This is a genomic window from Isoalcanivorax indicus (assembly GCF_003259185.1).
GTDB lineage: Bacteria > Pseudomonadota > Gammaproteobacteria > Pseudomonadales > Alcanivoracaceae > Isoalcanivorax > Isoalcanivorax indicus.
Genome location: NZ_QGMP01000001.1, coordinates 728,886 through 754,720 on the forward strand (window position 1 = coordinate 728,886; position 25,835 = coordinate 754,720).

The 25,835-nt window shown below is 62.8% G+C and carries 29 protein-coding genes and 2 tRNA genes; 8 read left to right on the forward strand and 23 right to left on the reverse strand.

Annotated elements, in window-relative coordinates; genetic code table 11:
- Positions 1 to 9 precede the first annotated feature (9 nt).
- The 5 genes from DKW65_RS03365 to DKW65_RS03385 form a co-directional block, all read right to left on the reverse strand.
- Entirely contained in the window at positions 10 to 600 is a 591-nt protein-coding gene (locus DKW65_RS03365) for a LemA family protein (RefSeq protein WP_111655933.1), read from the reverse strand.
- An 80-nt stretch (positions 601 to 680) separates the two neighbouring features.
- Positions 681 to 1,577: a heme o synthase gene (gene cyoE / locus DKW65_RS03370; RefSeq protein WP_111655934.1), complete on the reverse strand. Its 897-nt coding sequence runs from the start codon at positions 1,575 to 1,577 to the stop codon at positions 681 to 683.
- The gene (locus tag DKW65_RS03375; protein WP_111655935.1) at positions 1,570 to 2,613 is read right to left on the reverse strand and encodes a COX15/CtaA family protein; all 1,044 of its coding nucleotides are present in this window, start codon (positions 2,611 to 2,613) and stop codon (positions 1,570 to 1,572) included. Before DKW65_RS03375 ends, cyoE begins: the two co-directional genes overlap by 8 nt.
- Before the next feature lie 6 nt (positions 2,614 to 2,619).
- The gene (locus DKW65_RS03380; RefSeq protein ID WP_111655936.1) at positions 2,620 to 3,231 is read right to left on the reverse strand and encodes a thioredoxin domain-containing protein; all 612 of its coding nucleotides are present in this window, start codon (positions 3,229 to 3,231) and stop codon (positions 2,620 to 2,622) included.
- Between the two features lie 7 nt (positions 3,232 to 3,238).
- On the reverse strand, positions 3,239 to 3,985 hold the full coding sequence (locus DKW65_RS03385) for an SURF1 family protein (protein WP_111655937.1): 747 nt from the start codon (positions 3,983 to 3,985) through the stop codon (positions 3,239 to 3,241).
- A gap of 49 nt (positions 3,986 to 4,034) precedes the next feature.
- Between DKW65_RS03385 and DKW65_RS03390 the strand changes: the two genes are divergently transcribed.
- Complete coding sequence (locus DKW65_RS03390; RefSeq protein WP_111655938.1) at positions 4,035 to 4,295, forward strand: twin transmembrane helix small protein; 261 nt, start codon at positions 4,035 to 4,037, stop codon at positions 4,293 to 4,295.
- A 433-nt stretch (positions 4,296 to 4,728) separates the two neighbouring features.
- Here DKW65_RS03390 and DKW65_RS03395 read toward each other — a convergent pair whose 3' ends face one another.
- From DKW65_RS03395 to coxB, 4 genes are read right to left on the reverse strand one after another with little or no spacing between them, the layout of a single operon-like run.
- A complete protein-coding gene (locus DKW65_RS03395) occupies positions 4,729 to 5,616 on the reverse strand; it encodes a cytochrome c oxidase subunit 3 (protein WP_111655939.1) in 888 nt (295 codons plus the stop codon).
- Positions 5,617 to 5,640: 24 nt separating this feature from the next.
- Positions 5,641 to 6,219, reverse strand: coding sequence for a cytochrome c oxidase assembly protein (locus tag DKW65_RS03400; RefSeq protein WP_111655940.1), 579 nt, complete (start codon positions 6,217 to 6,219; stop codon positions 5,641 to 5,643).
- 36 nt (positions 6,220 to 6,255) lie between these two features.
- Positions 6,256 to 7,842: a cytochrome c oxidase subunit I gene (ctaD, locus tag DKW65_RS03405; RefSeq protein WP_111655941.1), complete on the reverse strand. Its 1,587-nt coding sequence runs from the start codon at positions 7,840 to 7,842 to the stop codon at positions 6,256 to 6,258.
- Between the two features lie 14 nt (positions 7,843 to 7,856).
- Positions 7,857 to 9,080, reverse strand: a complete 1,224-nt coding sequence (gene coxB / locus DKW65_RS03410; protein ID WP_111655942.1) for a cytochrome c oxidase subunit II — start codon at positions 9,078 to 9,080, stop codon at positions 7,857 to 7,859.
- Positions 9,081 to 9,479: 399 nt separating this feature from the next.
- Between coxB and DKW65_RS03415 the strand changes: the two genes are divergently transcribed.
- On the forward strand, positions 9,480 to 9,818 hold the full coding sequence (locus DKW65_RS03415) for a DUF1820 family protein (protein ID WP_111655943.1): 339 nt from the start codon (positions 9,480 to 9,482) through the stop codon (positions 9,816 to 9,818).
- Between the two features lie 17 nt (positions 9,819 to 9,835).
- Here the strand turns inward: DKW65_RS03415 and DKW65_RS03420 are convergent, their stop codons facing one another.
- The 6 genes from DKW65_RS03420 to ychF all read right to left on the reverse strand — a co-directional run bounded on the left by DKW65_RS03420 (position 9,836) and on the right by ychF (position 13,514).
- Entirely contained in the window at positions 9,836 to 10,144 is a 309-nt protein-coding gene (locus DKW65_RS03420) for a hypothetical protein (protein ID WP_111655944.1), read from the reverse strand.
- A gap of 142 nt (positions 10,145 to 10,286) precedes the next feature.
- Positions 10,287 to 10,715, reverse strand: a complete 429-nt coding sequence (locus tag DKW65_RS03425; protein ID WP_111655945.1) for a hypothetical protein — start codon at positions 10,713 to 10,715, stop codon at positions 10,287 to 10,289.
- Positions 10,716 to 10,791: 76 nt separating this feature from the next.
- A complete protein-coding gene (locus DKW65_RS16015) occupies positions 10,792 to 11,517 on the reverse strand; it encodes a hypothetical protein (protein ID WP_211315732.1) in 726 nt (241 codons plus the stop codon).
- Complete coding sequence (locus DKW65_RS03435; RefSeq protein WP_111655946.1) at positions 11,518 to 12,174, reverse strand: SatD family protein; 657 nt, start codon at positions 12,172 to 12,174, stop codon at positions 11,518 to 11,520.
- Between the two features lie 106 nt (positions 12,175 to 12,280).
- Positions 12,281 to 12,357, reverse strand: a tRNA-Met gene (locus tag DKW65_RS03440).
- A 65-nt stretch (positions 12,358 to 12,422) separates the two neighbouring features.
- Positions 12,423 to 13,514 carry a redox-regulated ATPase YchF gene (gene ychF / locus DKW65_RS03445; protein ID WP_111655947.1) on the reverse strand — a complete coding sequence of 364 codons (1,092 nt, stop codon included), beginning with the start codon at positions 13,512 to 13,514 and terminating at the stop codon, positions 12,423 to 12,425.
- Between the two features lie 179 nt (positions 13,515 to 13,693).
- Between ychF and DKW65_RS03450 the strand changes: the two genes are divergently transcribed.
- Positions 13,694 to 14,476: a glutathione S-transferase family protein gene (locus DKW65_RS03450; protein ID WP_111655948.1), complete on the forward strand. Its 783-nt coding sequence runs from the start codon at positions 13,694 to 13,696 to the stop codon at positions 14,474 to 14,476.
- On the opposite strand, the gene pth is transcribed toward DKW65_RS03450, so the two are convergent.
- From pth to DKW65_RS03485, 7 genes are all read right to left on the reverse strand, one after another.
- A complete protein-coding gene (pth, locus tag DKW65_RS03455; protein WP_111655949.1) occupies positions 14,469 to 15,059 on the reverse strand; it encodes an aminoacyl-tRNA hydrolase in 591 nt (196 codons plus the stop codon). The genes DKW65_RS03450 and pth overlap by 8 nt on opposite strands.
- An 11-nt stretch (positions 15,060 to 15,070) precedes the next feature.
- Positions 15,071 to 15,712, reverse strand: coding sequence for a 50S ribosomal protein L25/general stress protein Ctc (locus DKW65_RS03460; RefSeq protein ID WP_111655950.1), 642 nt, complete (start codon positions 15,710 to 15,712; stop codon positions 15,071 to 15,073).
- Positions 15,713 to 15,870: 158 nt separating this feature from the next.
- Positions 15,871 to 16,830, reverse strand: coding sequence for a ribose-phosphate pyrophosphokinase (locus DKW65_RS03465; RefSeq protein ID WP_111655951.1), 960 nt, complete (start codon positions 16,828 to 16,830; stop codon positions 15,871 to 15,873).
- Positions 16,831 to 16,997: 167 nt separating this feature from the next.
- Positions 16,998 to 17,073 (reverse strand) — tRNA-Gln (locus DKW65_RS03470).
- Between the two features lie 3 nt (positions 17,074 to 17,076).
- Positions 17,077 to 17,964, reverse strand: a complete 888-nt coding sequence (gene ispE, locus DKW65_RS03475; RefSeq protein WP_211315733.1) for a 4-(cytidine 5'-diphospho)-2-C-methyl-D-erythritol kinase — start codon at positions 17,962 to 17,964, stop codon at positions 17,077 to 17,079.
- Positions 17,961 to 18,530: a lipoprotein insertase outer membrane protein LolB gene (gene lolB / locus DKW65_RS03480; RefSeq protein ID WP_111655952.1), complete on the reverse strand. Its 570-nt coding sequence runs from the start codon at positions 18,528 to 18,530 to the stop codon at positions 17,961 to 17,963. The genes ispE and lolB overlap by 4 nt, the downstream gene beginning before the upstream one ends.
- Positions 18,527 to 20,239 carry a tetratricopeptide repeat protein gene (locus tag DKW65_RS03485; protein WP_111655953.1) on the reverse strand — a complete coding sequence of 571 codons (1,713 nt, stop codon included), beginning with the start codon at positions 20,237 to 20,239 and terminating at the stop codon, positions 18,527 to 18,529. The genes lolB and DKW65_RS03485 overlap by 4 nt, the downstream gene beginning before the upstream one ends.
- Before the next feature lie 174 nt (positions 20,240 to 20,413).
- Here DKW65_RS03485 and hemA point away from each other — a divergent pair, with 174 nt between their 5' ends.
- The 5 genes from hemA to DKW65_RS03510 all read left to right on the forward strand — a co-directional run bounded on the left by hemA (position 20,414) and on the right by DKW65_RS03510 (position 24,797).
- Positions 20,414 to 21,679 carry a glutamyl-tRNA reductase gene (gene hemA, locus DKW65_RS03490; RefSeq protein WP_111655954.1) on the forward strand — a complete coding sequence of 422 codons (1,266 nt, stop codon included), beginning with the start codon at positions 20,414 to 20,416 and terminating at the stop codon, positions 21,677 to 21,679.
- Between the two features lie 2 nt (positions 21,680 to 21,681).
- On the forward strand, positions 21,682 to 22,770 hold the full coding sequence (gene prfA, locus DKW65_RS03495; protein ID WP_111655955.1) for a peptide chain release factor 1: 1,089 nt from the start codon (positions 21,682 to 21,684) through the stop codon (positions 22,768 to 22,770).
- Entirely contained in the window at positions 22,770 to 23,630 is an 861-nt protein-coding gene (prmC, locus tag DKW65_RS03500) for a peptide chain release factor N(5)-glutamine methyltransferase (protein WP_111655956.1), read from the forward strand. Before prfA ends, prmC begins: the two co-directional genes overlap by 1 nt.
- Positions 23,620 to 24,372, forward strand: a complete 753-nt coding sequence (locus tag DKW65_RS03505; RefSeq protein ID WP_111655957.1) for a HesA/MoeB/ThiF family protein — start codon at positions 23,620 to 23,622, stop codon at positions 24,370 to 24,372. The genes prmC and DKW65_RS03505 overlap by 11 nt, the downstream gene beginning before the upstream one ends.
- 98 nt (positions 24,373 to 24,470) lie before the next feature.
- Entirely contained in the window at positions 24,471 to 24,797 is a 327-nt protein-coding gene (locus DKW65_RS03510; RefSeq protein ID WP_111655958.1) for a hypothetical protein, read from the forward strand.
- Here DKW65_RS03510 and DKW65_RS03515 read toward each other — a convergent pair.
- Entirely contained in the window at positions 24,790 to 25,710 is a 921-nt protein-coding gene (locus DKW65_RS03515; protein WP_111655959.1) for an NAD-dependent epimerase/dehydratase family protein, read from the reverse strand. The genes DKW65_RS03510 and DKW65_RS03515 overlap by 8 nt on opposite strands.
- Positions 25,711 to 25,835 lie beyond the last annotated feature (125 nt).

Here is a 25,835-nt window from a genome sequence, read left to right on the forward strand (position 1 = left end):
AGCCCGGGCTCAGAAGCTGACCTTGGGTGCCTGTCGCGCCTCAGGGTTCTCGATATCCAGCAGGCGTGCGGCGGTGAAGCTGCCGAACAGGCCGGCGATGAAATTGTTCGGGAATTGCTCGCGATAGGTGTTGTATTCCATGACCATGTCATTGAACGCCTGGCGGGCGAAGCTGATACGGTTTTCCGTCGAGGTCAGCTCTTCCATCAACTGGCTCATGGTCTGGTTGGCCTTGAGGTCGGGGTAGTTCTCTGACACCGCAAAAAAGTTGGCCAGCGAGCCGGACAGCATGGTCTCCGCCTGCCCCAGCGCACTGATGGCGCCCGCATCGTCGGGTTTGGCACGGGCTGCCTGGCGGGCACCCGCAGCGCGGTTGCGCGCTTCGGTCACCTGGGTCAGCGTCTCGCGCTCGTGGCTCATGTAAGCGCGGGCGGTTTCCACCAGATTGGGCACCAGATCGTGCCGACGTTGCAGCTGCACATCAATTTGCGCAAAGGCGTTCTTGAAGCGGTTCTTGAGGGCCACCAGGCGATTGTAGATGGCGATGATGAACACCACGATCAACGCCAGTATCCCCAGAAAGATCAGCGTGCCAGTCATTGTGTGCCTTCCCCGTATATTTTTATCGGATCAAGACTAGCGCAAGTTGGCCGGGCTGCACAGTGCGCGGTGCGCAGGTTTCAACTGCCCGAGATCACCCCGATGGGCAGGTAGTGATCCACCAGCAGCGCGCCGAACAGCACGAACAGATAGGTGATCGAGTAGCCGAAGGTTTTCATCGGTGTGCGCGGGTCATCGCCGAACCGTAACTGCATGGCGTGGAACAGGAAAATGGCACCCAGCACCACGGCAGTCGCCAGATAGATCAGACCGCTCATGCCGGTGAGGTAAGGCAGCAGTGACGTGATTACCAGCAGGATGGTGTAGTACAACACGCTGCTGCGGGTGAAAGGGATGCCGTGGGTGACCGGCAGCATGGGGATTTCGGCCTTGGCATATTCGTCGCGGCGATGGATGGCCAGTGCCCAGAAATGCGGCGGCGTCCAGACGAAAATGATCAGCACCAGCAGCCAGGCATAGGGATGCAGTTCCCCGGCGACCGCGGTCCAGCCCAACAGCGGCGGAATGGCGCCAGCCAGACCGCCGATAACAATGTTCTGCGGCGTGGCGCGTTTCAGGTACAGCGTATAGATGAAGGCATAGCCGACAAAGCCGAACAGGGTCAGCAGCGCGGTCAGGCGATTGACCAGTTGATCCAGCACCAGCATGGACAGCGCTGCCAGCACGATCGCGAAGGCAATGGCAGAACGGGTATTGATGCGGCCGGTGACGATGGGGCGCTTCTCGGTGCGCGCCATCATGGCGTCGATCTTCTGGTCCATGATCTGGTTGATGGCGGCTGACGCCATCATCGCCAGGGCCAGCCCGAGGGTGGCCGGCACGAGTATCGACACCGGCACCATGCCGGGCGGGTCCGTGGCCAGGAACATGCCCGCGACGGCCGTGACCATCAGCAGCACCACCACGCCGGGCTTGGTCAGGGCCAGATAATCGCGCCAACCTGCCGATTCAGGCATCTGTCTGTCTCCGTTCCGGTTTGACGTTCACGGCTCTGAGGAACAGCACCACGGCCACCAACAGCGCAATGGCGCCGAAGTTATGCGCCACAGCGACCTTGAGCGGCACCATGAACACGATATTGCTGACGCCCAGCGCGAACTGTACCAGTAGCAGCCCCCCTATCACGAGGCCGAAATTGCGGAACAGGGTGCTGCGAGCCCGTCGTAGTACCAGCAGCGCCAGCAGTCCCACCACCAGCAGGGTGACGATGGCGCCGAAGCGGTGCATGACATGAATGGTGGTGCGGGCATCGTTCTCCAGCACGCCGAACTCGTAATCCTCACCGTCATGGTCATGGCCAAAGAAGGTAAAGGCATCACTGAAGTTGAGATGGTCGCGCCACCCCTGCTCACAAATCGGCAGCTCGGTGCAGACCACAGCGGCGTAGTTGGCGGTGGTCCAGCCGCCGAGCGCACTCTGCAGCATGACGACGGCCAGAGCGGCGATGCCCAGCGGTTTCAGCACGCGCACATCGCAGTCATTGCGGAACTGGGGCCAGTCATACAGGCGAGCCGTGTGCCAGCACAACAGGATGGCCGTGGTGAAACCGCCCATCAGATGCAGCATCACGATGGTGGGTTGCAAGCCCATGGTGACCGTCCATTTGCCCAGGATCCCCTGGGCGATGACCAGCACCAGCAGCACAGTGGGCAGGCCGGTACGCTGCTGCGGGTGAGCACGATTGCGCCAGGCCAGCACCGTCATGATCAGGATCAGCAACCCCAGCGCGCTGGCAAAGTAGCGATGCACCATTTCAGGAATGGTCTTGAACGCGTCGCGATAGGTGCCGGGTTCCACCTCATTGGTGCCCGCCACGTAAGCGTGCGCCTTGCGCACATCCATATGGCCGTAGCAGCCTGGCCAGTCCGGACAGCCCAGACCGGCATCGGTCAGGCGAGTCCATGCGCCCAGGATAATGACGGTGGCGACCATCAGTACGGAAGCCACGGCGAGACGGCGTTGCCAGATCAACGAACGATTCACAGTCGACATACAGGGTTACCCTACCAGTGAGCCTTTCAGGGTGCGCTTGAGATCATCACGGATCTTGTCCGCCTCCAGCAGCACGGCATCCATGTCTTCATGGGTGGGGTACCACATGAAGATCATGCCGTCCGGGCTGATCAGGAAGATATGATGACTGGCGCTGTCGGAACTGCTTTCCATCGCGGGGGGCAGCAGGGTGTCGATCTTGTCGGCGGGGCCGTCGATCTCCACCATGCCGGCGACATTCTCGTCCAGGAATGCGCGCAACTCGGCGTTCGGGGGGGCGGTATGAATGATGAGGCGGCTGACGCGTGAGGCGTCGCGATCCAGCGATCGCTCCAACTGACGCATCAGGTAGAAAAGACCGTTCTTGCAGGCGGTATCGCAGGTGCCATCCGCGATGTAACCCAGCCACCACTGACCACGGGTGTCCTTGTTCGTGTACGGCGCGCCGTCACGGGTCAGCCCCAGATCATCGATGTCGACGTGGGGCACGATCAGGGTGCCCTGGTTCAGTTTGGGCAGCTCATCGACATTGATCAGGAAGCGCCCTGTCACGAAAAAGGCGATGAAAACGCCGAAGATCAGCCCCAGTATTATGAAGTTCTTGGTCCGTTCCTGCATGATTGACTCAGGCATCGATGTGCGGGTTGTCAGTTTCGCGACGGCGGAAACTGATGGCGACGAAAAAGATCACCACGGCGGCGGCCATGGCAAACCATTGCACGGCATAAGCGTGGTGACGCTCTGGCCCCATTACCGGGTCATGCCAGACCCGGGGCAGCTGTTCACCCTGCTCAAGCGTGGCGCCGGGGGCCACCCTGAGCTCGAACGGCGCCAATTCTACCCCAAGCAGCGGGGAAAGCACGTCCATTTCCACTTTCTGCAGCCGAAGCGGCCATGACGGGTCGGTCAGGTCGTCTTCGGCCAGCACGAAGGTGCGCGGACTATAGACATAGCTTTGCCCCTGCACCGTGACGTGGCCGTCGATGGCAGGTATCTCGGGCAGCAATGCGCGATCCCGGCCGCGGGGCAACCAGCCGCGATTCACCAGCAGCCAGTCGCCTTCATCGGTGTGTAATGGTGTCAGCAGGTGGTAGCCCGCGATGCCGTCGAGCATGCGATTATCCAGCAGGATGTTGTGCCGGTTATCAAAGCGACCCCGGACTTCGAGCGGGTAGTTATGGGGATCGGCTTTCACGGCCAGGGAGGCCATCGACTGATACCCTTGCTGTATACGTGTGGCCAGGTCGCTCGCCAGCGTGCGTTTTTCTTCTGCACGGGAAAGCTGCCAGAAGGCGGCTTGCAGGCATACGGCAGCGACCACAAGCGTGGCAAGCAAGCCGATCCAGCTTGGACGAAACCTGCGTGCAGTCATGATCCCTGGCCCTTAAAATAGGGCGCTCATTGTACACAAGGTAGGCGTTATGTGGTGGTTAAAGGTCCTGATCCTGCTTCTGGTCGCTGCGGCGGTGGTGTCGCTGTTCCGGGGGCTGGCGGCGCTGATGCGCAGTGATGGCCGTGACAAGGGCACAGCACGGGCGCTCACCTGGCGAGTGGTGTTCTCTGCGGCGGTGTTCCTGCTGCTGGTGGTCTCGACCTGGATGGGCTGGATCGCGCCCCATGACGTGAATCCTACCCTGCGCGATGGCGTTCCTATCGAGCAGCCGGCCGGAGGTGGGGAGTAGGTGGCTGGACGGGGCGCTTCGTAGCGCGGCCTCGGTGCGGGGTAAGCCCTTCCAGAAGCCGCCGTGAACCCATCCCTGGGGGCTTGCGTTCGGCATCCTGCCTCACACACTTCTGGAAGGGCTTACCCCGCACCAAGGCCTCAGTTCAGTAGCCACTGCAAGCTCAGCGCTTCGTAGCTCGACGCACGAACCAGACTTTCGGTTGGCTGGAACTGTTTAACCGGGCTGCGCGTGACGGCCCTCGGGGGGCGGGTAAGGGTTTTCTGGACCTTCGAGAGGCATGGATGCCGAACGAGAGCTTACAGGGACGTACTTGCAGCGTGTCCAGAAAACCCTTACCCGCCCCCCGAGGGCCATAACCACCAGAATCCGAAGAATGGCAGAAACAAAAAAGGCGCCTCGAAGGCGCCTTTTTCAGATCGGTGCAGAGGCCTTACAGCCAGTACACCGTGATGAAGAGGAACAACCACACCACGTCAACGAAGTGCCAGTACCAGGCCGCCGCTTCCCAGGCAAAGTTGTTGCCGTCCAGATGGTGACGCTTCACCACACGGAAGAAGGTGACGATCAGGAAGATACTGCCGATGATCACGTGGATACCGTGGAAGCCCGTCATCAGGAAGAACAGCGAACCGTAGATGCCAGCGTCCAGCGTCAGGCCCAGGTCGCGATACGCGTGAACGTACTCGTAACCCTGCACACCGGTAAAGATCAGCGCCAGAATGATGGTGGCACCCTGGAAGATCAGCGTCTTGCTGCGATCGCCCGCCAGCAGCGCATGGTGCGCAATGCTCAGCGTAATGGAGCTGGTGATCAGGATAGCGGTATTGATCATCGGCAGACCCCAGGCGCCCATGGCCTGAGTGGTACGACCGTCCGGCGTGGTCGTCACCGGCCACATGGCCTGGAAGTCCGGCCACAGCAGCTCATGCGTCATTGCTCCGATGCCTTCGCCACCGAGCCACGGCACGATCAGCCAGCGAGCGTAGAACATGGCACCGAAGAACGCGCCGAAGAACATGACTTCCGAAAAGATGAACCACAGCATGCCCTGGCGGTACGAGCGATCGAGCTGATCGCTGTGCAGGCCACCGATGGACTCCTTGATGGTGTCACGCCACCAGCCGAACAGGCAGGCGATGATCCACAGCACGCCGATGGTCAGCACGATGCCGCCCATGCTCCCCTCGTTGCCGCCCACCCCGGTGCTCTGCTGGATGAAGTTCCCGCCGCCGATAGCGATCAGGAACAGGCCCACCGAGGAAAGCAGCGGCCAGGGGCTGCTCTCGGGCACGTAATATTGCGTTGTTTTCTCTGCCATGCCGGATTCTCCTGAAACCTGTTTTTAAGGCGCCTGGCGAGCGGCAACCTCGCCTGCACTTGCCCTTTCGGTAATATCGTAAAGCGTATAGGACAGGGTAATGGTATTGACGCTGCGCGGGATAGCCGGATCCAGATAGAAGATCATCGGCATCACTTCTTCGGCGTTGGCCTGCAGAGGCTGCTGATCAAAGCAGAAGCACTGGGTCTTCTTGAAATGAGTCGCAGCCTGGCCCGGTACCAGCGAGGGAATCGCCTGGCCCACCATGTCCTCACCGGTGCGGTTGCGTACCCGGAAATTGACTGCCTTGATTTCGCCCGGATGGACGCGCACGGAGCGTTCCATCGGTTCGAAATCCCAGGGCATGCCCTGGGCAGAGCGGGTGACGAACTGTACCAGCACGCTTCTGTCCTCATCCTTCTGCATGCCCTCAGGGACTTCGACGATGGGCACACTGTTGGTGCGCCCACCGATCCCCAGAGCCTCGCAAACGGCGTAATAGAGGGGCGCCAGTGCGTAGGCGAAACCGAACATGCACACCACGGCTATCATCAGTTTGGTGATGGAGCGACGGTTCACTTTGCTCAGTCTGTCTTCGGCCATGTTGCCCTCCTGTTACGTCGAGGATGTCTTGAAAAATTACTTCACTACCGGCGGTGTATCGAAGGTGTGGAACGGTGCCGGGGACGGTACCGTCCACTCCAGGCCGTCCGCGCCTTCCCACACTTCGTCGGTGGCTTTCTCGCCCTTCTTGAGGAAGCACGCCTTGATCAGCACCCACAGCAGGAACAGCTGGGAAATGCCGAACCAGAAGGCACCGATACTGATCCACCAGTTGTAGTCGGCAAACTGCAGGGCATAGTCCGCATAGCGGCGCGGCATACCGGCCAGGCCGACAAAGTGCATCGGGAAGAACAGCAGGTTCACAGAGATCAGCGAGCTCCAGAAGTGCACTTCACCCCAGAACTTGTCGTACATCACGCCGGTCCATTTCGGCAGCCAGTAGTAGACCGCAGCGAACATGGAGAAGATGGCGCCCGATACCAGTACATAGTGGAAGTGGGCTACAACAAAGTAGGAGTCGTGATACTGGAAGTCGACCGGGGTGATGGACAGCATCAGACCCGAGAGGCCACCGATGGTGAACAGGATGACGAAGGCAATCGCCCATTTCATCGGCAGTTCAAAGGTCAGTGAGCCGCGCCACATGGTGGCCACCCAGTTGAACACCTTCACGCCGGTCGGTACCGAGATCAGCATGGTCATGTACATGAAGAACAGCATCCCGGCCAGCGGCATGCCCACGGTGAACATGTGGTGCGCCCAGACGACGAACGACAGCAACGCAATGGAGGCGGTCGCGTACACCATGGAGGCGTAGCCGAACAGCGGCTTGCGGGCGAAGGTCGGGATGATCGCGGAGACCACGCCGAACGCCGGCAGGATCATGATGTACACCTCGGGGTGCCCGAAGAACCAGAAAATATGCTGGAACAGGACCGGGTCACCGCCACCGGCGGCATCAAAGAAGCTGGTGCCGAAGTGGCGATCGGTCAGCATCATGGTGACTGCACCAGCCAGTACCGGCATGACGGCAATCAGCAGGAAAGCAGTGATCAGCCAGGTCCAGACGAACAGCGGCATCTTCATCATGGTCATGCCCGGGGCGCGCATGTTCATCACCGTCACGATGACGTTGATGGCGCCCATGATGGAGGAGATACCCATCAGGTGGACCGAGAGAATGAAGAAGTCGGTGGACGCCGGGCCATAGGTGGTGGACAGCGGCGCATAGAAGGTCCAGCCGAAGTTCGGTGCCGGCGGATTGCCCGGGCCGAAGGCGCTCATCAGGACCGAGCCGATCAGGATCGCGAAGGCGAACGGCAGGATCCAGAAGGACCAGTTGTTCATGCGCGGCAAGGCCATGTCTGGCGCGCCGATCATCAGCGGAATCATCCAGTTGGCCAGGCCCACAAAGGCCGGCATCACGGCGCCGAACACCATGATCAGACCGTGGGTGGTGGTCATCTGGTTGAAGAAGTCAGGGTCTACGACCTGCATGCCGGGGTACATCAGCTCTGCGCGGATGACCATGGCCAGAAGGCCGCCGACCAGGAACATGGCGAAGCTGAACCAGAGGTACAGCGAGCCGATGTCCTTGTGGTTGGTGCTCAAAAGCCAGCGGCGCCAGCCGGTCGGGGCGTGATGCTCGTGATGGTCTGCCATGTTGCGCGCCTCCGTCAGTTCTGCACGTCGTCAGGTTGGATCAGATCGCCTGTTTCGTTACCGAACGCATTACGCTGGTAAGTGACCACGGCGGCGATCTCCTTGGGTGACAGCTGCGCCCGGAAGGCTGGCATGGCGCCACGGCCCCGGAGCAGGATGTCGATATTTTCTTGCTTGCGGTCGGCGTCCACCATCAGGGCGGACTGCTGGAAGCTCGGGAACATGCCCTGGCCCTGGCCCTGAGCGCCGTGGCACATGGCGCAGGCGCGATCATAGATCGGCTTGCCCATTTCCATCGCCTCGTCGACGCTGGCGAACGGGGTCATGTCCGGACCGTCGGCAGCCGCAGCCTGTTGTTCGGCCAGCCACTCGGCAAAGTCTTCCTGCGACTTCACTTCCACCTCGATGGGCATGAAGGCATGCAGACGGCCACACAGCTCGGCGCACTGGCCACGGAATATGCGGCCAGCCTGCTCTTCCGGTACCAGGGTCCAGGCTTCGTTGACGAAACCGGGAATGGCGTCCTTCTTCCAGCCGAAGTCCGGTACCCAGAAGGAGTGGATGACGTCATCGGCGGTGATCAGGAAGCGGACTTTCTGGCCTGCAGGGATGACCAGGCGGTTGTCTACTTCGATCATGTAGTTGAAGACGTCTTCGTTATCCCGGGTCAGGGGCACACGCTCCTGGCCGACGCGCTCCTGATAGGAGCCCACCGGGAACAGGCCGCCGCTGAGGATCGGGCGCTGCCAGACTTCCGGGGGCGTGGCCAGGTCACTGAAGAAGCCGACATTGATGTCGTTGTCGTCTTCATAGGCCAGGTACTCGTAATGCCAGCGCCACTGGGAGCCGGTGACCTTGACGGTCAACGCGGAGTCGCTGGTGTCCTCCATATTGATCAGCACGCGAGTGGCCGGAATGGCCATGCCGATCAGGATGAAGAACGGAATCACCGTCCAGACCACTTCCAGTACCACATTCTCGTGGAATTTGGCGGGTACCGGATTTTTCTCTTTGCGGTGGGCAAAGACGGACCACATGATCAGGGCGAACACCAGCACGCCGATAAGGGTCACGATGCCGAGGATGATCATGTGCAGGTCGTAGACGTCCTGACTGACCGCCGTGACCCCGGGGCGCAGGTTGAGGTCGGATCGTTCGGTCCAGTCAGCAGCCGCCACGCCACTGAGCATCAGTGTCGTGAGCAGCGTGGCTGCACGGTGGAACAGTGTAGACTGCATTACGTAGGCTCCCTGTTTTCCCCAGCGGCTGCCTGGGCGGGCAGACGCATGTTATCGCCGGTTTAGGTGCGGCACCTGGAAAGCGTTTCAGGATGATGCGCGTGGGGCCCTTGCCGGCCCGTGAAGAGGTCCCCGTACCCCTCGGCGTGCTGCAGATCAGGGGATGATCATTTTTTCGCCAAGGTGGGCAAGTGCAATAAAATCAACCACCTGGGGCACCAGAGGTCATCACAGCACTGCCCGGGGTGCGGCAAATTGCCCCACGGTGCATTGTGGGCGCTAACTCTAGTCATTCGAGGTGGCAAAGTCCAGCCGAAGTGCAGGGTTTTCAGTCACCTGCGCGCAATGCCTATGCTATGCTTGCCGCCCCCTGACACAGACGTTCTTGAGATCACAGTAATGTCCAGCTCGCGCCAGATCTATCGGGTCATCTTCCACAATCAGGGTCAGATCTACGAGATCTATGCCACCCATATCTACCAGAGCGATCTGCATGGGTTCATAGAGGTCGAGGAGTTCCTGTTCGGGGAGCGGGCCAGCATGGTGGTTGACCCCTCGGAAGAGCGGCTGAAGAGCGAATTCGCCGGGGTGCAGCGTTCCTTCATTCCCATGCATGCGGTGATCCGCATCGATGAAGTGGAGAAAGAGGGCGTGGGGAAGATCACCGAGGCGGGCCAGACGGGCAACATCCATGCGTTCCCGCTGCCCATCGGGCCGGGCCCGAAAAGCGGCCGCTGAGCGGTCCGGCCATCAGGTCAGGGCGTCAGGATGTCGATGACCACCCAGCTGTCCAGCACCAGTCGCACCACGCAACCATCCAGATAGATATCCCGTGTGCCCCGGGCAGGCTGACTCAGGCTGTTGGCCAGCCGCAACGGTACATGACGACCGCGTGCCAGCAGAGGTCTGGACAGGGGTTGTCTGAAGCGCACCTGCTGCAGCCATTCCGGCGGCTGGAAGCGTACGGCCAGATAGTTGCGGAAGACGAGTTTGTCTTCTGGTGTGAATGCCATCAGCTGCAGGCCATCCTGTAGCAACTGTCGGCGAAGAGGCTGTGCATTCATGATCGACACTCCCTGCGACCTCTGGCCACGGCTGGCCAATTCACATTATGAGCGGGTGGGCGCTTGCCGGGTTCCGGTTCTGCAGGTAAAAGCCGCGAAATGAGAGGTGGGTCATGTCGGCCATGTGCGGGGCGTCATGCGGTCAGCCCAGCGTCAGGACATCCAGCACCTGGCGGGTCGGCACCGCCAGGCGCACGACCTGATGGCCGATCAGCAGGTCTCGCTGGTCCGGGCTGTCGTGGCCGAGCGCCGTTTGCAGGGTGGCAGGCAGGGTGCGCGCGGAAAGCAGATCCTCAGGCGACAGGCGGTCGCCGGGTTGCAGGGGTGTCCGCCGATGCGCGTCGGCAAACACAGCGCCGGTGCGCGGCGTTTCGCGCAGGCCGCTGCTCAGCAGGGCCCGTTCCCCGGCGCTGAAGCGCGAGATTTCCGGTGCGCTGCCACCGTCCGCCGCGATGGTGACGGTGCCGTGCTGGCTGGCGCCATCGGTACGCTTGCCATCGGCGACCACGGGCTGGCCAAGCCAGGCCATGGCGGTAATGGCGAGAAGACTGTTGCGGGCCAGCTTTTTCATGGCGAATCATCCACGGCTGCGAGGAATGCGGTTATCGTGAAGACCACAATGTCGGCCAGCAGTTCATCTGCGGGTATCAGACCAGGGCGATCATGCGTAGCACCAGCAGACTGATCAGCACCGTAAGCAGCGTCGAGGCGAGGGTGCCGATCAGGACGTATTCGGCAAAGGCCCGCTGGTCCATCTGGCGGAAGCGGGCGAACCCCTTGGCAGCGAGCACGAAGGCAATGACGTTGTAATTCTGTGCGGCGACCAGAATGGCGTACATCAGCCAGCGCTCCATCAACCCGATCATGCGACCGGCATTGTATTCCTGCTGGTCAATAACGGTGTCGCCGGGCGGGTCCGCATCGTCATGACGTGGTGCCAGCCCGGACCAGCGCAGCAGACTGCGAATCGGCAGGTTGGCTTCGTGGGCCACCAGCAGAAAGCCCAGCAGCACCCAGCCCAGTTTATAGAGGGTGTCCGGGTGGAGCCCGGTCAGGGCCAGCAGCCACGCCAGGACGGGCCCGGTCGGTGCCGCAGATTGCAGCCCGATGGCTGGCAGTAGCACGACAAACAGGCCGAGCAGGCGCCATTCATTGAGGCCGCGCTCTGGCAGCAGTCGTTCGGCACCCCAGAGCCCCAGCAAGGCGAGCGGCAGCATGCCAAGCAGCATGGCCAGCGACGGCGAACACACCAGCGCCGTGACACAGAGCAGCACGGACAACAGCAGCAGCGGCAGTGTCGGCAGGCGGCCATCGTGACGCAGATGCGTCAGTCGGCACAGCAGGTAGATGATCAGGAAGCTGAAAACAGCCATTTACAACCGTCGGTTGATGAGGGTGGTCAGTGTCCGGAACAGCGTGATGACATGTTCCAGTTCGCCGGCTCGCATATTCTTGTACACGGCCTGCTCACTCATGCCAAGCCGGGTGGCAATGGTCGTCACGCTGTCACCGTGCAGTCGCGCGGTCAGCACGGACAGGCGTGACGGTTTCCATTTACCGAGGTGGTGGCCAAGCAGGCCCACGGTGCCAGTCACCAGCGTGTCGAGCTGGGGGTCGGGTGATTCGCCGGTATGCACGATCGCCAACCGTTCATCGGCCGCCTTGAGATGCTCGATGGCTTCGCGGGCAGCATGAAAGGCAGGGCCGTCCATGCCAATGGCCTGGTCCGGGTTCACCGGGGTGTCGAGCGCGCCGGTGGCCAGTGCAAAGCGCAGTTGCACCGGATGCAGCGCGCCCATCACCGTGATGATATCGGCGAGCGCCCTGTCGGCACGGGTCATGACGGCCTGGAATTCATCGCCGAGCGTGATGGTGTAGGGGGAGACCAGCAGATCCGGGGGGGCGGCAGCGTTCAGGGTGGTCAGGGTATCCTGCAGTCGCGTCTGCACAGCCTGCCGGTCAGGCAGGTGTCGCGAGTCCTGGATGTCGGCAATCAGGACCAGGTACCGGGTGTGGTCTGGCGAGGTCATGACTAAACCATAGTGGTTTAATTATTGGAAGTAAACCGATATGGTTTATTTGCGCTGCGACGTGGCGTTCGGCAGGGCGGGCCGGTTCGATCAGGCGGGTTTGATATGGTGGCTACGGGTGGACTTGAACCACCGACCCCAGCATTATGAGTGCTGTGCTCTAACCAGCTGAGCTACGTAGCCATTTTGGAGAGCGCGAATTCTCCGGCAGGGGCGTGGCCCTGTCAAGCCCTGCCAGAGACGCGTTGTCAGACGTTGAAACGGAAGTGGATGACGTCGCCATCCTTGACCACATATTCCTTGCCTTCCAGGCGCCATTTCCCGGCATCCTTGGCACCTTGCTCGCCATGACAGGCCACATAGTCGTCGAACGCCGTGACCTCGGCGCGGATGAATCCTTTCTCGAAATCGGTGTGGATCACCCCTGCAGCCTTCGGGGCTGTGGCGCCGACGGGCAGCGTCCAGGCGCGCACTTCCTTCTTGCCGGCGGTGAAGTAGTTGTGCAGTCCGAGAAGGCTGTAACCCCCGCGGATGACACGATTCAGACCAGGCTCTTCCATGCCCAGATCGGCCATGAATTCCTGCTTCTCGTCGTCATCCAGTTCGGCGATTTCGGATTCGATCTTGGCGCAGATCGGCACTACCACGGCCTGCTCGCTGTCGGCCAGCTCACGCACGGCGTCAAGCAGCGGGTTATTGTCGAAGCCGTCCTCGTTGACGTTGGCGATATACATGGTGGGCTTCAGCGTCAGCAGGTTATAGGAGCGCAGACGTTTCAGTTCATCGTCGTCCAGCGCGACGCTGCGGGCGGGGTGGCCTTCGTTCAGCGCGGGCAGCACCTTCTCCAGCACGACGACCAGCGCGGCGGCATCCTTGTCCTGGCCCTTGGCGGCTTTCTGCGCGCGTAGCAGTGCCTTTTCCACGGTTTCCATGTCCGCCAGCGCCAGCTCGGTATTGATGGTGGCGATATCGTCCAGCGGTGCCACCCGGCCCGCCACGTGGACAATATTGTCGTCCTCGAAGCAGCGCACCACGTGGGCGATGGCTTCGGTCTCGCGGATATTGGCGAGAAACTTGTTGCCCAGCCCCTCGCCCTGGGAGGCGCCGGCTACCAGGCCGGCGATATCGACAAACTCCATGGTGGCAGGCAGTACCCGCTCAGGATTGACGATGGCGGCCAACTGGTCCAGTCGCGGGTCCGGTACCGGGACAACGCCGGTGTTGGGCTCGATGGTGCAGAACGGGAAATTCTGGGCTTCGATGCCGGCCTTGGTGAGCGCATTGAACAGGGTGGACTTGCCCACATTGGGCAGGCCGACAATACCGCATTTGAAACCCATGAAACTGCTCCCCGTAGGTCGGGCCGGTTGGTCAAGGGGCGCAATGCTACTGAAAGTCGCCGGACGGCGCCACCGGCGCGGGTGTGGATTGGCCCTGATGACGATTGACCGTGGCGCCCTTGCCGTGGCGGTGTGGCGTGGCGCTTCTAGACTGCACCCATATCAGTCAGGAGAGCTCCATGCCGGCGACACGCGTGCTGTACCAGTTTCCGATTTCCCATTATTGCGAGAAGGCGCGCTGGCTGCTGGATCACAAGGGGCTCGCCTACACCGAGCGTAACCTGCTGCCGGGTCCGCACCGTCTGTTTACCCGTGCCCGGGCGGGCGTCAACACCTTGCCGGTCTTGCGGGACGGCAAGCGCCTGGTGGGGGATTCAACGCGGATCGCCTATTACCTGGACAAGTACTACCCGAACAATCCGCTGGTCCCGGACGATCCGGAGCAGCGTCAGCAGGTGATTGAGCTGGAGCAGCAGTTCGACCGCTATGGCGTGCATGTGCGCCGCTGGCTGTACGGCCAGCTGCTGGGGCGGCCCGAAGTCATGCAGGCGATGTTCGGCCCCTATCGCCTGCCCGGCATGGTGCAGCGGCTGCTGGTGCCGGTCACGGAAAAAGGTGTGGCGCGCCTGTACCGCATCAGCGCCGAGCCGGTGGCGCATTCTTTCCAGCGCCTGCAGGAAGGGCTGGCGCTGATCGAGAAGCGTATCCGGGGAAATGCATCACGTTATCTGGTGGGGCAGCGTCTCACGCTGGCGGATATCACGGCGGCGTCACTGTACGCGCCCTTGTTCATGCCGCCGGGCACGCCCTGGGCGTTCATGCCGGAAGCACGCATGCCGGCCGTGTTTCGCGAGCAGTCTGCCGTGCTGCGATCGCAACCGGCGGGGCAGTGGGTGATGCAGCGTTACGAGCGGGACCGTCAGGCGGCAGCGGTGTTGCCTGACGAAGCCATGGTCATGTAGCGCGAAAGCCGTTCAGCTGGTTCATCGCCTGATCAATCTCGCCACGCACGATCTCACCGGTATAGCGTAGCGCCTCATCAATGGCGCGTTCGATCCGTTCCCGGTCAGCGGGGGCGGGTTTGCCCAGCACATGGGGCGTTACCAGGTCGGCGCTGCCAGGATGGCTGATGCCGATCCGCAGGCGCACGAAATCCCGCTGGTTGCCGTGTTTGCTGATCATGTCGCGCAATCCGTTGTGGCCGCCATGGCCGCCACCTTTCTTCAGGCGCACGACGCCTGGCGGCAGGTCCAGTTCATCATGGGCCACGAGAATCTGTGTGATCGGAATACGGAAGAAATTGGCGAGTGCGGCGGTGGCCTGGCCACTGCGGTTCATATAGGTGGTGGGGATCAGCAGGCGGACGGTGTCGCCGCCAGAGGTGAAGTGGCCGGTGAGGCCGAAATACTTCTTTTCTTCGGAAAGTGAAACGCCCTGGCTTCTCGCCAGGGCGTCCACATACCAGGCACCGGCATTGTGGCGGGTGTCCGCATACTGTGCGCCCGGATTGCCCAGGCCAACGATCAGTCGTATCGGATCCGCCACAGTCCTGCCTGTCAGTCTTCTTTGCTTTCTTCGCCGTCTTCGCCGTCTTCAGCGTCATCCACAGCGCCGCCTTTCGGAGCGTGTACGGCGGCTACCGGCAGGTCATGGTCGTCGCCATGGCTCAGGGCTACCAGCTCAACGCCTTTCGGCAGTTTCAGGTCAGACAGGTGTACCACCTGATCCAGGGCCACGTTGGCCATATCGACCTCGATGAACTCGGGCAGGTGCTGCGGCAGGCAGCTGACTTCCACTTCGGAAGCATTGTGGTTGATCTTGCCGCCCTGCTGCTTGACGCCCACGCACTTGTCTTCGTTCAGGAAGTGCAGCGGAACCTGCATGGTGATCTTGTGGGTCTTGTCCACGCGCAGGAAATCGCAATGCATCGGCGTGCCTTTGGCCGGATGGCGCTGCAGGTCACGCAGCACAGCCTGCTGCTTCTTGCCGTCAACATCCAGCGTCAGGACGTGGCTGTAGAAGGCTTCGTTTTCCAGCGCCTTGACCAGTTCACGCAGTTCCAGGGTGACCATCTGCGGGGCAGTGCTGCCGCCGTAGATGATGCCCGGGATGCGGGCTTCCAGACGACGCAGGCGGCGGCTCGCACCTTTCCCCACATCGCTGCGGCCCTCTGCATGCAGCAAAAAATCATTGCTCATGGGTGAATCTCCGGTATGTCCCTGACGGGCCCTGCGACCAGGCCTGCCGGGAGGTTTGGTTAAAAAGGGGGCGCATTATCTATCGGCGCACTGCAAAAAGCCAGTGCTGGCGGGGCTGCAGCCCCGCCGGGTCCGGGCTTGCGTCTGATGAGCCGGGGTCAGACCAGCTCCAGCCGGTCGAACATGGCGGACAGGGATTCCTCGTTGTTCACCCGGCGGATGGTTTCCGCCAGCATCGGCGCCAGCGACAGCACCCGGATGCGGCCCGAGTCACGCGCGGCGGTGGACAGCGGGATGGTGTCGGTGACCACCAGCTGGTCGAGTTCGGAATCCTTGATGTTGCTGATGGCGGCCCCGGAAAGCACCGGGTGGGTGCAGTAGGCCACGACCTGTCTGGCGCCGTGTTCCTTGAGGGCCTTGGCGGCCTTGCACAGGGTGCCGGCGGTATCCACCATGTCGTCCACCAGAATGCAGGTCCGGCCTTCCACTTCACCGATGATGTGCATGACTTGCGACTCATTGGCCTTGGGGCGGCGCTTGTCGATGATGGCCAGGTCGGCGTCGTTGAGCTGTTTGGCCAGGGCGCGGGCGCGCACTACACCGCCCACATCCGGGGATACCACCATCATGTCTTCGTAGTTCTGGCGCTCGATGTCCGCCACGATCAGCGGCGTGGCGTAGACGTTGTCCACAGGAATATCGAAGAAACCCTGGATCTGATCGGCATGCAGGTCAACGGTCACGACCCGGTCGATGCCGACGGTAGTGATCATGTCGGCCACCACCTTGGCGGTGATCGGCACCCGGGCCGAGCGTACCCGGCGATCCTGGCGGGCGTAGCCGAAGTAGGGCATGACCGCCGTGATCCGGCCTGCGGAGGAGCGCCGCAGGGCGTCCGCCATGACCAGGATTTCCATCAGGTTGTTATTGGTGGGGTTGCAGGTGGACTGGACAATGAAGACGTCCTTGCCGCGCACATTCTCATGAATGTCGATGGCCACTTCGCCGTCACTGAAGGTGCCCACATCGGCGGCGCCCAGCGGAATGTTCAGCTGGCGAACCATGGCCTGGGCCAGTTCGGGATTGGCATTGCCGGTAAAGATAACGAGTTTGGACACTGGCGCTCCCCGGGGATCGTGTCGATGTTGTCAGTTTCTTAACGGGGACAACGCAGGGGATGACGCTGATGCAGGTAGCGGCGGGCCGGCGCTGTCGTTTCCTGATCTGCCAGCGGGCGCCTGGGGCAGCCGTCACCGGCATGATCAATCACGTGACTGTGAATTAGTGGCTGGGGTACCAGGACTCGAACCTGGGAATGACGGGATCAAAACCCGCTGCCTTACCAACTTGGCTATACCCCAACGCTAACCGTTGTCGCAGTGCGAAGCGGTGGCCGCATCCAGTGCATCAAGCAAGGGTGAGCGGTTGCAGCTCCGCGCGACGAAACCTGTCCAGCGCGGCGGCAGATTCGCGAGCACCGAAGTGCCGATCTGCCGACTCGGCACGGGCGCAAAAATGCAGGCTCCGGTGCCGGTCAGATGGCTTTCGCCAACTGCTTTCTCGAGCCAGTCCAGTGCCTCGGCTACCGGCCTGAAAAGCCGCCGTGCAACGGGTTCGCAGTCGTTGCGAAAGTGCTTCCGGGTGCCCGGCTCAAGAAAGGCCGCTACTGTACTGACGGGGGTATGCCTTGTCAATTCCCGGTCATTGAAAATATGCGCTGTCGCGACACTGATTCCCGGGTGAATCACCACATAGTCACGAGGCGGCAAAGACACCGGTGTGAGCTGCTCGCCGATGCCTTCGGCGAAGGCGCTATGGCCCTGCACGAAGACCGGCACATCGGCGCCCAGTTGCAGCGCCAGCCCTGCCAGCGTCGACGGGCTCAGCCCCAGCTGCCAGAGGTGATTAAGCCCCAGCAGGGCGGTGGCGGCATCACTGGAGCCGCCGCCGACGCCACCGCCTGCGGGCAGGCGTTTCTCCAGGGTCAGGTGCGCGCCCCGGGTGCAACCGGTGTGGGTCTGCAGCAGGCGTGCGGCCCGCCAGACCAGATTGTCCTCGACCGGGCCAGGCACGTCGGGCGCATCCAGCCGCAGCGTATCCGCCGGGCGCAGCGTCAGGGTGTCACCGTGATCGAGCAGCATGAACAGGGTTTGCAGGGTGTGGTAGCCGTCAGGGCGGCGGCCGGTGATGTGCAGGAACAGGTTCAGCTTGGCGGGTGCGGGCAGCACCAGCGCCGGGTGGCCCGACGTCACGGTTGCGGCACCCAGTGCTGGACGATCAGGGTAAAGCTGTCGCCGTTCAGGTTGGCGCGCACGCGGTGTGGCAATTCCAGGCCCGCTACCCGTTCGTGACGGTCAAAACGCAGCGACCAGCCGAGTTGATCCAGGGTGACCAGGCGCCCCTGATCGTCATAGTGCGGTGTGCCTTCGGCCCACGGCCAGGGCAGGCCACGTACCCAGTAGTAGAGGGCGTCCACCGGAATCATCAGGCCCGTCAGGTGCCAGGCCAGTGCGGCCGGGGAACTGGCGGTCAGTTGCTCGCGCCCGGTATCGAGCATGGCGCTGGTGTCGTCCCAGCGCAGCTCGGCACTGCCGAAGCCCAGCGGGCCGGAGAAATGGATCCGGCCGCCCTCGCGCCGCTGGCGCCAGTCAAGGCTGGCGTTGCCGCCGTCGTTGGCCGTGCGATAACCCAGTCGGCCGGTGATGTTCCAGTGTTGCAGGTCCTCGGCACGCTCGAAATCATCCACGGTCACGACCGGGCGGGTCTGACAGGCACTGAGCAGCAGCACCAGCAACAGTAATACGGCATGGCGAATCATGAATTCTGCCCGGTCAGTCGTTCCAGGGTGTCGCGCACATGGCGTCCGTCCGGCTCGCGCTGGCGGGCGTCTTCCCAGACGGCACGCGCCTCGTCCTGTCGGCCCAGGCTCCAGAGCACCTCGCCCAGGTGCGCGGCCACCTCGTCGTCCGGATACATTTCATAGGCACGTTTCAGATAGGGCAGGGCCTCTTCTGCGCGCCCCAGGTTGAACAGTACCCAGCCCATACTGTCGAGAATGGCCGGATTGTCAGGCTTTTGGTCGAGCGCACGGCGAATATAACCGTAAGCCTCTTCATGGCGATCCGTGCGGTCCGTCAGGGTATAGCCCAGCGCATTCAGGGCGTCCGGATCGTCCGGGCGTTGCGCAAGGATAAAGCGCAGGTCAGCTTCGGTCTGGGCCAGCTGGTCGATGCGCTCGGCGGCCAGGGCGCGGGCATAGCGCAGTTCGATATTCTCCGGCAAATCCTCCACCGCCTGATCCAGCAGGGCATGGGCGGCATGGGGATCGTCGCCGGCGATCAGTTCGGCTTCGGCGGCGTAAAGCGTCGGCAGGTGCACCGGGTAGTGGTCGCGCAAGCGCGCCATCAACGCCTGGCGCTCATTGCTGCGGCCGGTTTCCTGATACAGGCGGGCGGCCTGCACGCGGGCGCGCAGGGCCACCTCGGGGTCGCGGATCGCCAGATAGTGGTCAATGGCGCCATCGATGTCGCCGTCCTGCTCGGCGATCTGGGCCAGGAAGCTGCGAATCTCGTCCTCGCGATAACCGTCCCGCATCAGTGATTCCAGCACCTCGCGGGCGCGCTCGCGGGCGCCATGCTCCATGCCATACAGGGCCAGTGAGTAGCGCAGGTCGGGGTCGTCCGGGTGCTGCTCGGCCAGCACTTCCAGCTGGCGGAAGGCGGCATCGGTCTGGCCGTCCTGCAACAGCAGGCGCACATACAGCACCCGCGCACGGCGTGCCTCCGGGTAGCGTCGCACCAGCCGCTGCATGTGCCGCAGGGCCTGATCGCGGTGCCCCAGTTCAAACAACAGGCGGCCTTTCAGCAGCAGGGCCTCTTCATGGTCGCTCTGTCTTTTCAGTGCCTGCTCGGTGGCGTCCAGGGCTGCCTCAGGGTTGTCCTGCAACTGCAGATGCAGGGCGCGGGCGTACCACAGTGGCGCCTGCTCCGGGTAGCGGTCAGTCAGGCCGGACAGCGCCGCCAGCAGGCGCGTATTGCCGGCGGCATCCAGGCCCCGGGCCTGGGTGACCAGACGCACCAGTGCGCCCTGTGGATCACGGGAAAGCAGCGTGTCGATATAGGTGGCAGCCGCCTCGGTATCGCCCAGGCTGATATGCGACAGCGCCGCAATTTCCAGGGCGGTCGTGTCGTTCGGGCTCATGCTCAGCCAGCGCTCTGACAACTCCAGCGCCAGTTCGGGTTCTTCCATATAAGCGGCCAGCCGGGCTGCCTGGCCGGTCACCTCCGGGCTGCGAGTGCGCCGCGCCGCCTGGGCGTAGTAGGCCAGGCTGACATCCAGGCGGTTGCGCTGGGCAGCCAGTTCGGCGGCCAGCAGATCTGCCAGGATGGCGGTATCGTAGGGGGCGTACACGGGCGTTGGCGCGGGTTCCGGTGCTGGCGCGGTGGTGTCCGGTGTATGCCGGGCGCAGCCGGTCAGGGCAAGCATCAAGGCCAGAGTGACAGGCAGGGCGTATGACATTGTCGGCATTGCGGTGGATGATCCGCTGGCAGAGAAAGAGGGCCAATCATGGCATACCGGGGCGCTGCTGCCCACTGTGCCTATTGGCGTTATAGTTGCTATGACATTGTTTTGCCGGGATAAATCCCGCAAAATGCGCCACCCAGACACCGTCCATTTCGGCACCGAGCGGGCATATCGGGCATGAAGCTACTCGCCACAGGCGTCAATCACACCACTGCCGAACTGGGCTTGCGCGAACGTCTGACGTTCCCCGAGGCGCAGATTCCAGCAGCACTGGCGGATCTGCGTCGGCAACCCGGTGTGCGCGAGGCGGCGCTACTGTCCACCTGCAATCGCACCGAAATCTACTGTCTGATCGATGCCGACACGGCCGCAGGCACCGGCCCGGATCTGGCCCAGTGGCTGGCCCGCTGGCATGGCCTGGAGGCCGCGCGTCTGCGTGAAGCGCTGTACCTGCATCAGGATGACAAGGCCCTGCGTCATATGATGCGCGTCGCTGGCGGACTGGATTCCCTGGTGCTGGGTGAGCCGCAGATTCTTGGCCAGATGCGTGATGCCTATGCCCGGGCCCACGAGAGCGGCGCGCTGGAAGCCAGCCTGGCGCGCACGTTCCAGCAAGTCTTCAGCGTGGCCAAACGTATCCGCACGGATACCGGTATTGGTGCGCACCCCGTTTCCGTGGCCTATGCTGCCGTGTCGTTTGCACGGCATATCTTTGCCGACTTGCGGCAGAGCCGGGCCTTGCTGATCGGGGCCGGTGACATGATCGAACTGGTGGCGCGGCACTTGCGTGATCAGGGCGTGGCGGATATCACCATCGCCAACCGCACGCTCAATCGCGCCGATGTGCTGGCCCGCGAAGTGAACGGCCGGGCCATTACGCTGGAAGAAATCCCGGTGGTTCTGGAGCGCACCGACATCGTCATTTCCTGCACGGCGGCGCCCGTGCCCGTGCTCGGCAAGGGGATGGTCGAAAGAGCCCTGAAAAAGCGCCGTCACCGGCCGATCTTCATGGTGGATATTGCCGTGCCCCGGGATATCGAGCCGGAAGTGGGCGCGTTGCAGGATATCTATCTGTACACCGTGGATGACCTGCACGAAGCCATTGAAGAGAATGTACGGCAACGGCAGGATGCTGCGGCCGAAGCGGAGCGCATCATCGACCAGGCACTGTCGCGCTATGCTCGCGAGCAACGTGAGCTGACCGCTGTGGATACCCTGCGCCGTTATCGCGAACAGGTGGCGGCACTGGGCGATGAAGAATTGCAGAAAGCGCTGTCGCAGCTGGAGGCGGGCGGTGACCCGGCGGACGTACTGCGCCGCTTCCAGCATGCATTGCTGAACAAGGTGATGCACCAGCCGAGCGTGCAGCTGCGCCGTTTTGCGGCGGAAAATCGCACCGAATCCCTGTCCATTGCCCGCGAACTGCTGCTGCGTGACGAATGACCATGAAAGATTCCCTGCGCACCAAGCTTGAACGCCTTTGCGATCGCCACGAAGAGCTGTCGGCCTTGCTGTCCGATCCTGGTGTGATCAGCCAGCAGGGCCGTTTTCGCGATTTGTCGCGGGAATATGCCGAGCTTGAAGATGTGGTGCAGTGTTTTGCCGCCTACCGGAACGCGGACACCACGCTGGCCGAAGCCGAAGCAATGCAACAGGACAGTGATCCGGACATGCGTGCCATGGGGGCAGAAGAAGCCCGGCTGGCACTGACCCGTCGCGAAGCGCTGGAAGCGGAACTGCAGCGCCTGATGCTGCCGCGCGATCCGCGCGACAACAGCAATGTTTTTCTGGAAATTCGTGCCGGCACAGGCGGCGATGAAGCGGCGCTGTTTGCCGGTGATCTGCTGCGCATGTACAGCCGCTATGCCGACAGCCAGGGCTGGCGTGTTGAGCAGATCAGCGCCAGTGAAGGTGAAATGGGCGGCTTCAAGGAAGTGATCTGCCGCGTTACCGGCAATGGTGTCTACTCACGCCTGAAGTTCGAGTCCGGCGCGCATCGCGTGCAGCGGGTACCGGCAACCGAATCCCAGGGCCGTATTCATACCTCGGCCTGCACCGTAGCGGTGATGGCAGAGGCTGACGAACTGGAAGTGGTGACGATTCGCACGGAAGACCTGCGTGTCGATACCTACCGCTCCTCGGGCGCTGGTGGCCAGCATGTCAACACCACGGATTCCGCCGTCCGCCTGACGCATCTGCCCACCGGCATCGTGGTCGAATGCCAGGACGAACGCAGCCAGCACAAGAACAAGGCCAAGGCCATGTCGTTGTTGCAGGCGCGCATCTATGACGCCCAGCAACAGAAACAGCAACAGGAGATGGCGGCCACCCGCAAGTCGCTGGTCGGTTCCGGCGACCGCTCCGAACGCATTCGCACCTACAATTTCCCCCAGGGACGGCTGACAGATCACCGCATCAACCTGACCCTGTACAAGCTGGCAGAAGTGATGGAAGGCAGTCTGGACGATGTCCTCGATGCCCTGCAGGCGGAACACCAGGCGGAGCAGCTGGCCGCGCTCTCCGGGCAGGCGTAATGAGCGCCAGCGTCGGCGAACTGCTGCGCGCCGCCCGGCAACGGCTGGACGGTCACAGCCCCACGGCCGACATCGATGCCCGCGTGCTGATGGCCCACTGCCTGCGCAAGCCCGCCAGTTTCCTGTTCACCTGGCCCGAACATATCCCCACCGACAGTGAAGCGCGCCAGTTCCAGGAGTGGGTGGCCCGCCGCGTTGTCGGCGAGCCCGTCGCCTACCTCATTGGCCGTCGCGAATTTTACGGGCATGAGTTTCTGGTTTCGCCAGACACCCTGATTCCGCGCCCGGATACCGAACTGCTGGTGGATACCGTGCTGGAAGGCCTGGCGGCAGACGCGCCGCTGCGCGTGGCTGACCTCGGCACCGGCACCGGCGCGATTGCCATCAGCCTGGCGCTGGCACGCCCGGCCTGGCAACTGGTGGCGGTGGACACGAGCACGGCGATTCTGGATCTGGTGGAGCGCAACCGGCAACGCCTGGGGGCCGGCAATGTGCAGCCGCTGCAATCCAACTGGTGCAGCCAGCTGCCGGGTCCACTGGATGCCGTGGTGAGCAACCCACCTTATATTCCTGATGACGACCCGCATCTGGGCGAGGGCGATGTGCGCTATGAACCGCGTACCGCGCTGGCGGCGGGCAGTGACGGCCTGGCTGATATTCGTGTCATCACGGTGCAGAGCCGCCAGCGTTTGCGCCCCGGCGGCTTGCTGGCGCTGGAACACGGCTACGACCAGGGGGAAGCCGTTCAGCAGATACTGCGTGATGCCGGGTTTGTCCGCATTGAAACCCGCCGCGACCTGGCCGGGCATGACCGCGTTACACTGGGCATCACACCGCCGGGAGACGCCGATGCTCAGTGATGACCAACTGCTGCGTTACAGCCGCCAGATACTGCTGCCAGCTTTCGATATCGAGGGTCAGGAAAATGTGTCGGCGGCGCGCGTCATGATCATCGGTGCGGGCGGGCTGGGATGTCCGGCAGCGTTGTATCTGGCTGGCGCCGGGGTGGGCGAGATCGTGCTGGTTGATCCGGACACGGTCGAGGCCAGCAACCTGCACCGGCAGATTGCCTACCGCGAAAGCGATATCGGCCAGCCCAAGGCCCAGGCGCTGGCGGCACAACTGATGGCGCTCAACAGCGGCATTCGCGTTGCCGCCTGGCCGCGCGCCGCCGACCCGGACTGGCTGGCGAAGCAGTTGCCCGGCGTCACCCTGGTGCTGGATTGCACCGACAACTTCCGCAGTCGTGACCAGATCAACCGGGCCTGCCATGCCGCCGGTATTCCGCTGATCAGCGCTGCAGCCATCCGCCTGGAGGGCCAGCTGGCGGCGTTCGATTTCCGCCGCCCGGACAGCCCCTGCTACGCCTGCGTCTACGGCGACGGCGACGGCGCCGCCCCTGATACCCTGTGCAGCGAATCCGGCATCCTCGGTCCAGTGGTCGGCACCCTGGGCACCTTGCAAGCGCACCTCGCCCTGCGTCTGCTGACCGGCGCCGAGGTCGGCGGCACCCTGCACCTGCTGGACGCCACCACCCTGAGCTGGCGCACCTTGCGCCTGAAACGCGACCCTGCCTGCCCCGTATGCGGGACTCATGGATAGCGTGTAGGCTAGGCTGAACGCTGCGAATCGGACTGGCGCACCAGCCCGGAATCGTTGCGACCTGCCGACCCCGTCAGCCATCTTCGAGAGTCTCCAATATGCCTGCCTGGATCCCCCTGCTGAAGATTTCCCTGCCGTATGTCACCCAGATCGTGACATCGGCAATCCCCGCATTTACCGCTGCCCGGATCGGCAAGCAGGACCCGTTGCTGGCACAGCAAATCGAGGAATTGCAGCAGGCCGCCACCCATAACGCCGAGGCGATCCAGGCGCTGGCGACTTCGCTGCAGGAAACGGTCGCCCGTATCAATGCGGCCGCCGAAGTCCAGCGTCAGTACATCCAGCGCCTGCAGCGCCAGTTGCACCTGGCCACCGGCCTGGCCGCTGGCGCCCTGTTGCTGGCGGGCATTGCCTTCTTTACCTGAGCGCGCGGTCCTCGGCGATCACCGCCGCCAGCGCTTCATCGAAGTCCCGGTTGCGGAAGCCCAGATCGCGACCGGCCTTGCTGTTGTCCGTCCTGATTCGGGCGGGCAACGGCACAGAGAGAATGGCCGGGCCTTTTTTTCGCGCCCTGACGACGGCGCGCAGGAAACTCGACAACTGATGCCCCTCACCGCCGACGTTGTAGGCCTCGTTGATGGCGGCATCATTGGCCAGCGCCTGCGCCGTGGCGTCTGCGACATCCCCCGCATACACCAGCGGAAAGCCGATGCTGGGCAGCACCAGCACAGGCAATTTCAGCGCCTTGTAGACCATGGCCATGGTATTCGGGTCACGGGCGCCGTAGACGCCGCTGGGCCGCACGGTGGTCAACTGCAGATCCAGCTCCCGCGCCAGTTGCCAGGCGATGTCCTCGCTGATCTGCTTGCTGGCGCGGTAGGTCCCGCCCTTGCGCCGCTGACCGTCCAGTTGCGGCCACTGCTCGTCCATCGGTTTGCGCAGCGACCAGCGGTAGATGCCGAAGGTGCTGACATGCACGATCCGTTTCACTCCCGCGCGGTGCGCCGCCTCGAACACATTGCGCGTGCCCTCGACGTTGGCCGTCAGATGCGCTTCCCAGGCGCCGAAGCCCTTGCTGGCCACATACATGGCCGCATTGGAGATGACCGCATCGCAGCCCCGGAAGGCGGCTTCCAGCGCCGCCGGATCGGTCAGGTCCGCCTTGCGGAATTCGACCCCCTCATCCGCCAGAAACGCCGCCTTGGCCGGATTACGCACCACGCCGACGACCCGCGCGCCCGCCGCCATCAGACTGCGGCAAAGATAGACCCCGATCATGCCACTGGCGCCGGTGACGGCGACGGTCTTGCCCTGTAATGCGGTATTCGATGATGCCATGGCACTGCTCCCTGGCGGTTGGCTATTGACGATGCCGACTACTCTGCGTGCAAAGCGGCAAGCAGGCAATGACCGGGGTGAAGGCTGGTGACAAGATATGCGCAAGCGCTGTGGTCAGATGTCGA

Coding starts and splice junctions, on each gene's coding strand:
- DKW65_RS03365 (WP_111655933.1), bottom strand. CDS start 600: ATGACTGGCACGCTGATCTTTCTGGGGATACTGGCGTTGATCGTGGTG.
- cyoE (WP_111655934.1), bottom strand. CDS start 1,577: ATGCCTGAATCGGCAGGTTGGCGCGATTATCTGGCCCTGACCAAGCCC.
- DKW65_RS03375 (WP_111655935.1), bottom strand. CDS start 2,613: ATGTCGACTGTGAATCGTTCGTTGATCTGGCAACGCCGTCTCGCCGTG.
- DKW65_RS03380 (WP_111655936.1), bottom strand. CDS start 3,231: ATGCAGGAACGGACCAAGAACTTCATAATACTGGGGCTGATCTTCGGC.
- DKW65_RS03385 (WP_111655937.1), bottom strand. CDS start 3,985: ATGACTGCACGCAGGTTTCGTCCAAGCTGGATCGGCTTGCTTGCCACG.
- DKW65_RS03390 (WP_111655938.1), top strand. CDS start 4,035: ATGTGGTGGTTAAAGGTCCTGATCCTGCTTCTGGTCGCTGCGGCGGTG.
- DKW65_RS03395 (WP_111655939.1), bottom strand. CDS start 5,616: ATGGCAGAGAAAACAACGCAATATTACGTGCCCGAGAGCAGCCCCTGG.
- DKW65_RS03400 (WP_111655940.1), bottom strand. CDS start 6,219: ATGGCCGAAGACAGACTGAGCAAAGTGAACCGTCGCTCCATCACCAAA.
- ctaD (WP_111655941.1), bottom strand. CDS start 7,842: ATGGCAGACCATCACGAGCATCACGCCCCGACCGGCTGGCGCCGCTGG.
- coxB (WP_111655942.1), bottom strand. CDS start 9,080: ATGCAGTCTACACTGTTCCACCGTGCAGCCACGCTGCTCACGACACTG.
- DKW65_RS03415 (WP_111655943.1), top strand. CDS start 9,480: ATGTCCAGCTCGCGCCAGATCTATCGGGTCATCTTCCACAATCAGGGT.
- DKW65_RS03420 (WP_111655944.1), bottom strand. CDS start 10,144: ATGAATGCACAGCCTCTTCGCCGACAGTTGCTACAGGATGGCCTGCAG.
- DKW65_RS03425 (WP_111655945.1), bottom strand. CDS start 10,715: ATGAAAAAGCTGGCCCGCAACAGTCTTCTCGCCATTACCGCCATGGCC.
- DKW65_RS16015 (WP_211315732.1), bottom strand. CDS start 11,517: ATGGCTGTTTTCAGCTTCCTGATCATCTACCTGCTGTGCCGACTGACG.
- DKW65_RS03435 (WP_111655946.1), bottom strand. CDS start 12,174: ATGACCTCGCCAGACCACACCCGGTACCTGGTCCTGATTGCCGACATC.
- ychF (WP_111655947.1), bottom strand. CDS start 13,514: ATGGGTTTCAAATGCGGTATTGTCGGCCTGCCCAATGTGGGCAAGTCC.
- DKW65_RS03450 (WP_111655948.1), top strand. CDS start 13,694: ATGCCGGCGACACGCGTGCTGTACCAGTTTCCGATTTCCCATTATTGC.
- DKW65_RS03460 (WP_111655950.1), bottom strand. CDS start 15,712: ATGAGCAATGATTTTTTGCTGCATGCAGAGGGCCGCAGCGATGTGGGG.
- lolB (WP_111655952.1), bottom strand. CDS start 18,530: ATGATTCGCCATGCCGTATTACTGTTGCTGGTGCTGCTGCTCAGTGCC.
- DKW65_RS03485 (WP_111655953.1), bottom strand. CDS start 20,239: ATGCCGACAATGTCATACGCCCTGCCTGTCACTCTGGCCTTGATGCTT.
- hemA (WP_111655954.1), top strand. CDS start 20,414: ATGAAGCTACTCGCCACAGGCGTCAATCACACCACTGCCGAACTGGGC.
- prfA (WP_111655955.1), top strand. CDS start 21,682: ATGAAAGATTCCCTGCGCACCAAGCTTGAACGCCTTTGCGATCGCCAC.
- prmC (WP_111655956.1), top strand. CDS start 22,770: ATGAGCGCCAGCGTCGGCGAACTGCTGCGCGCCGCCCGGCAACGGCTG.
- DKW65_RS03505 (WP_111655957.1), top strand. CDS start 23,620: ATGCTCAGTGATGACCAACTGCTGCGTTACAGCCGCCAGATACTGCTG.
- DKW65_RS03510 (WP_111655958.1), top strand. CDS start 24,471: ATGCCTGCCTGGATCCCCCTGCTGAAGATTTCCCTGCCGTATGTCACC.
- DKW65_RS03515 (WP_111655959.1), bottom strand. CDS start 25,710: ATGGCATCATCGAATACCGCATTACAGGGCAAGACCGTCGCCGTCACC.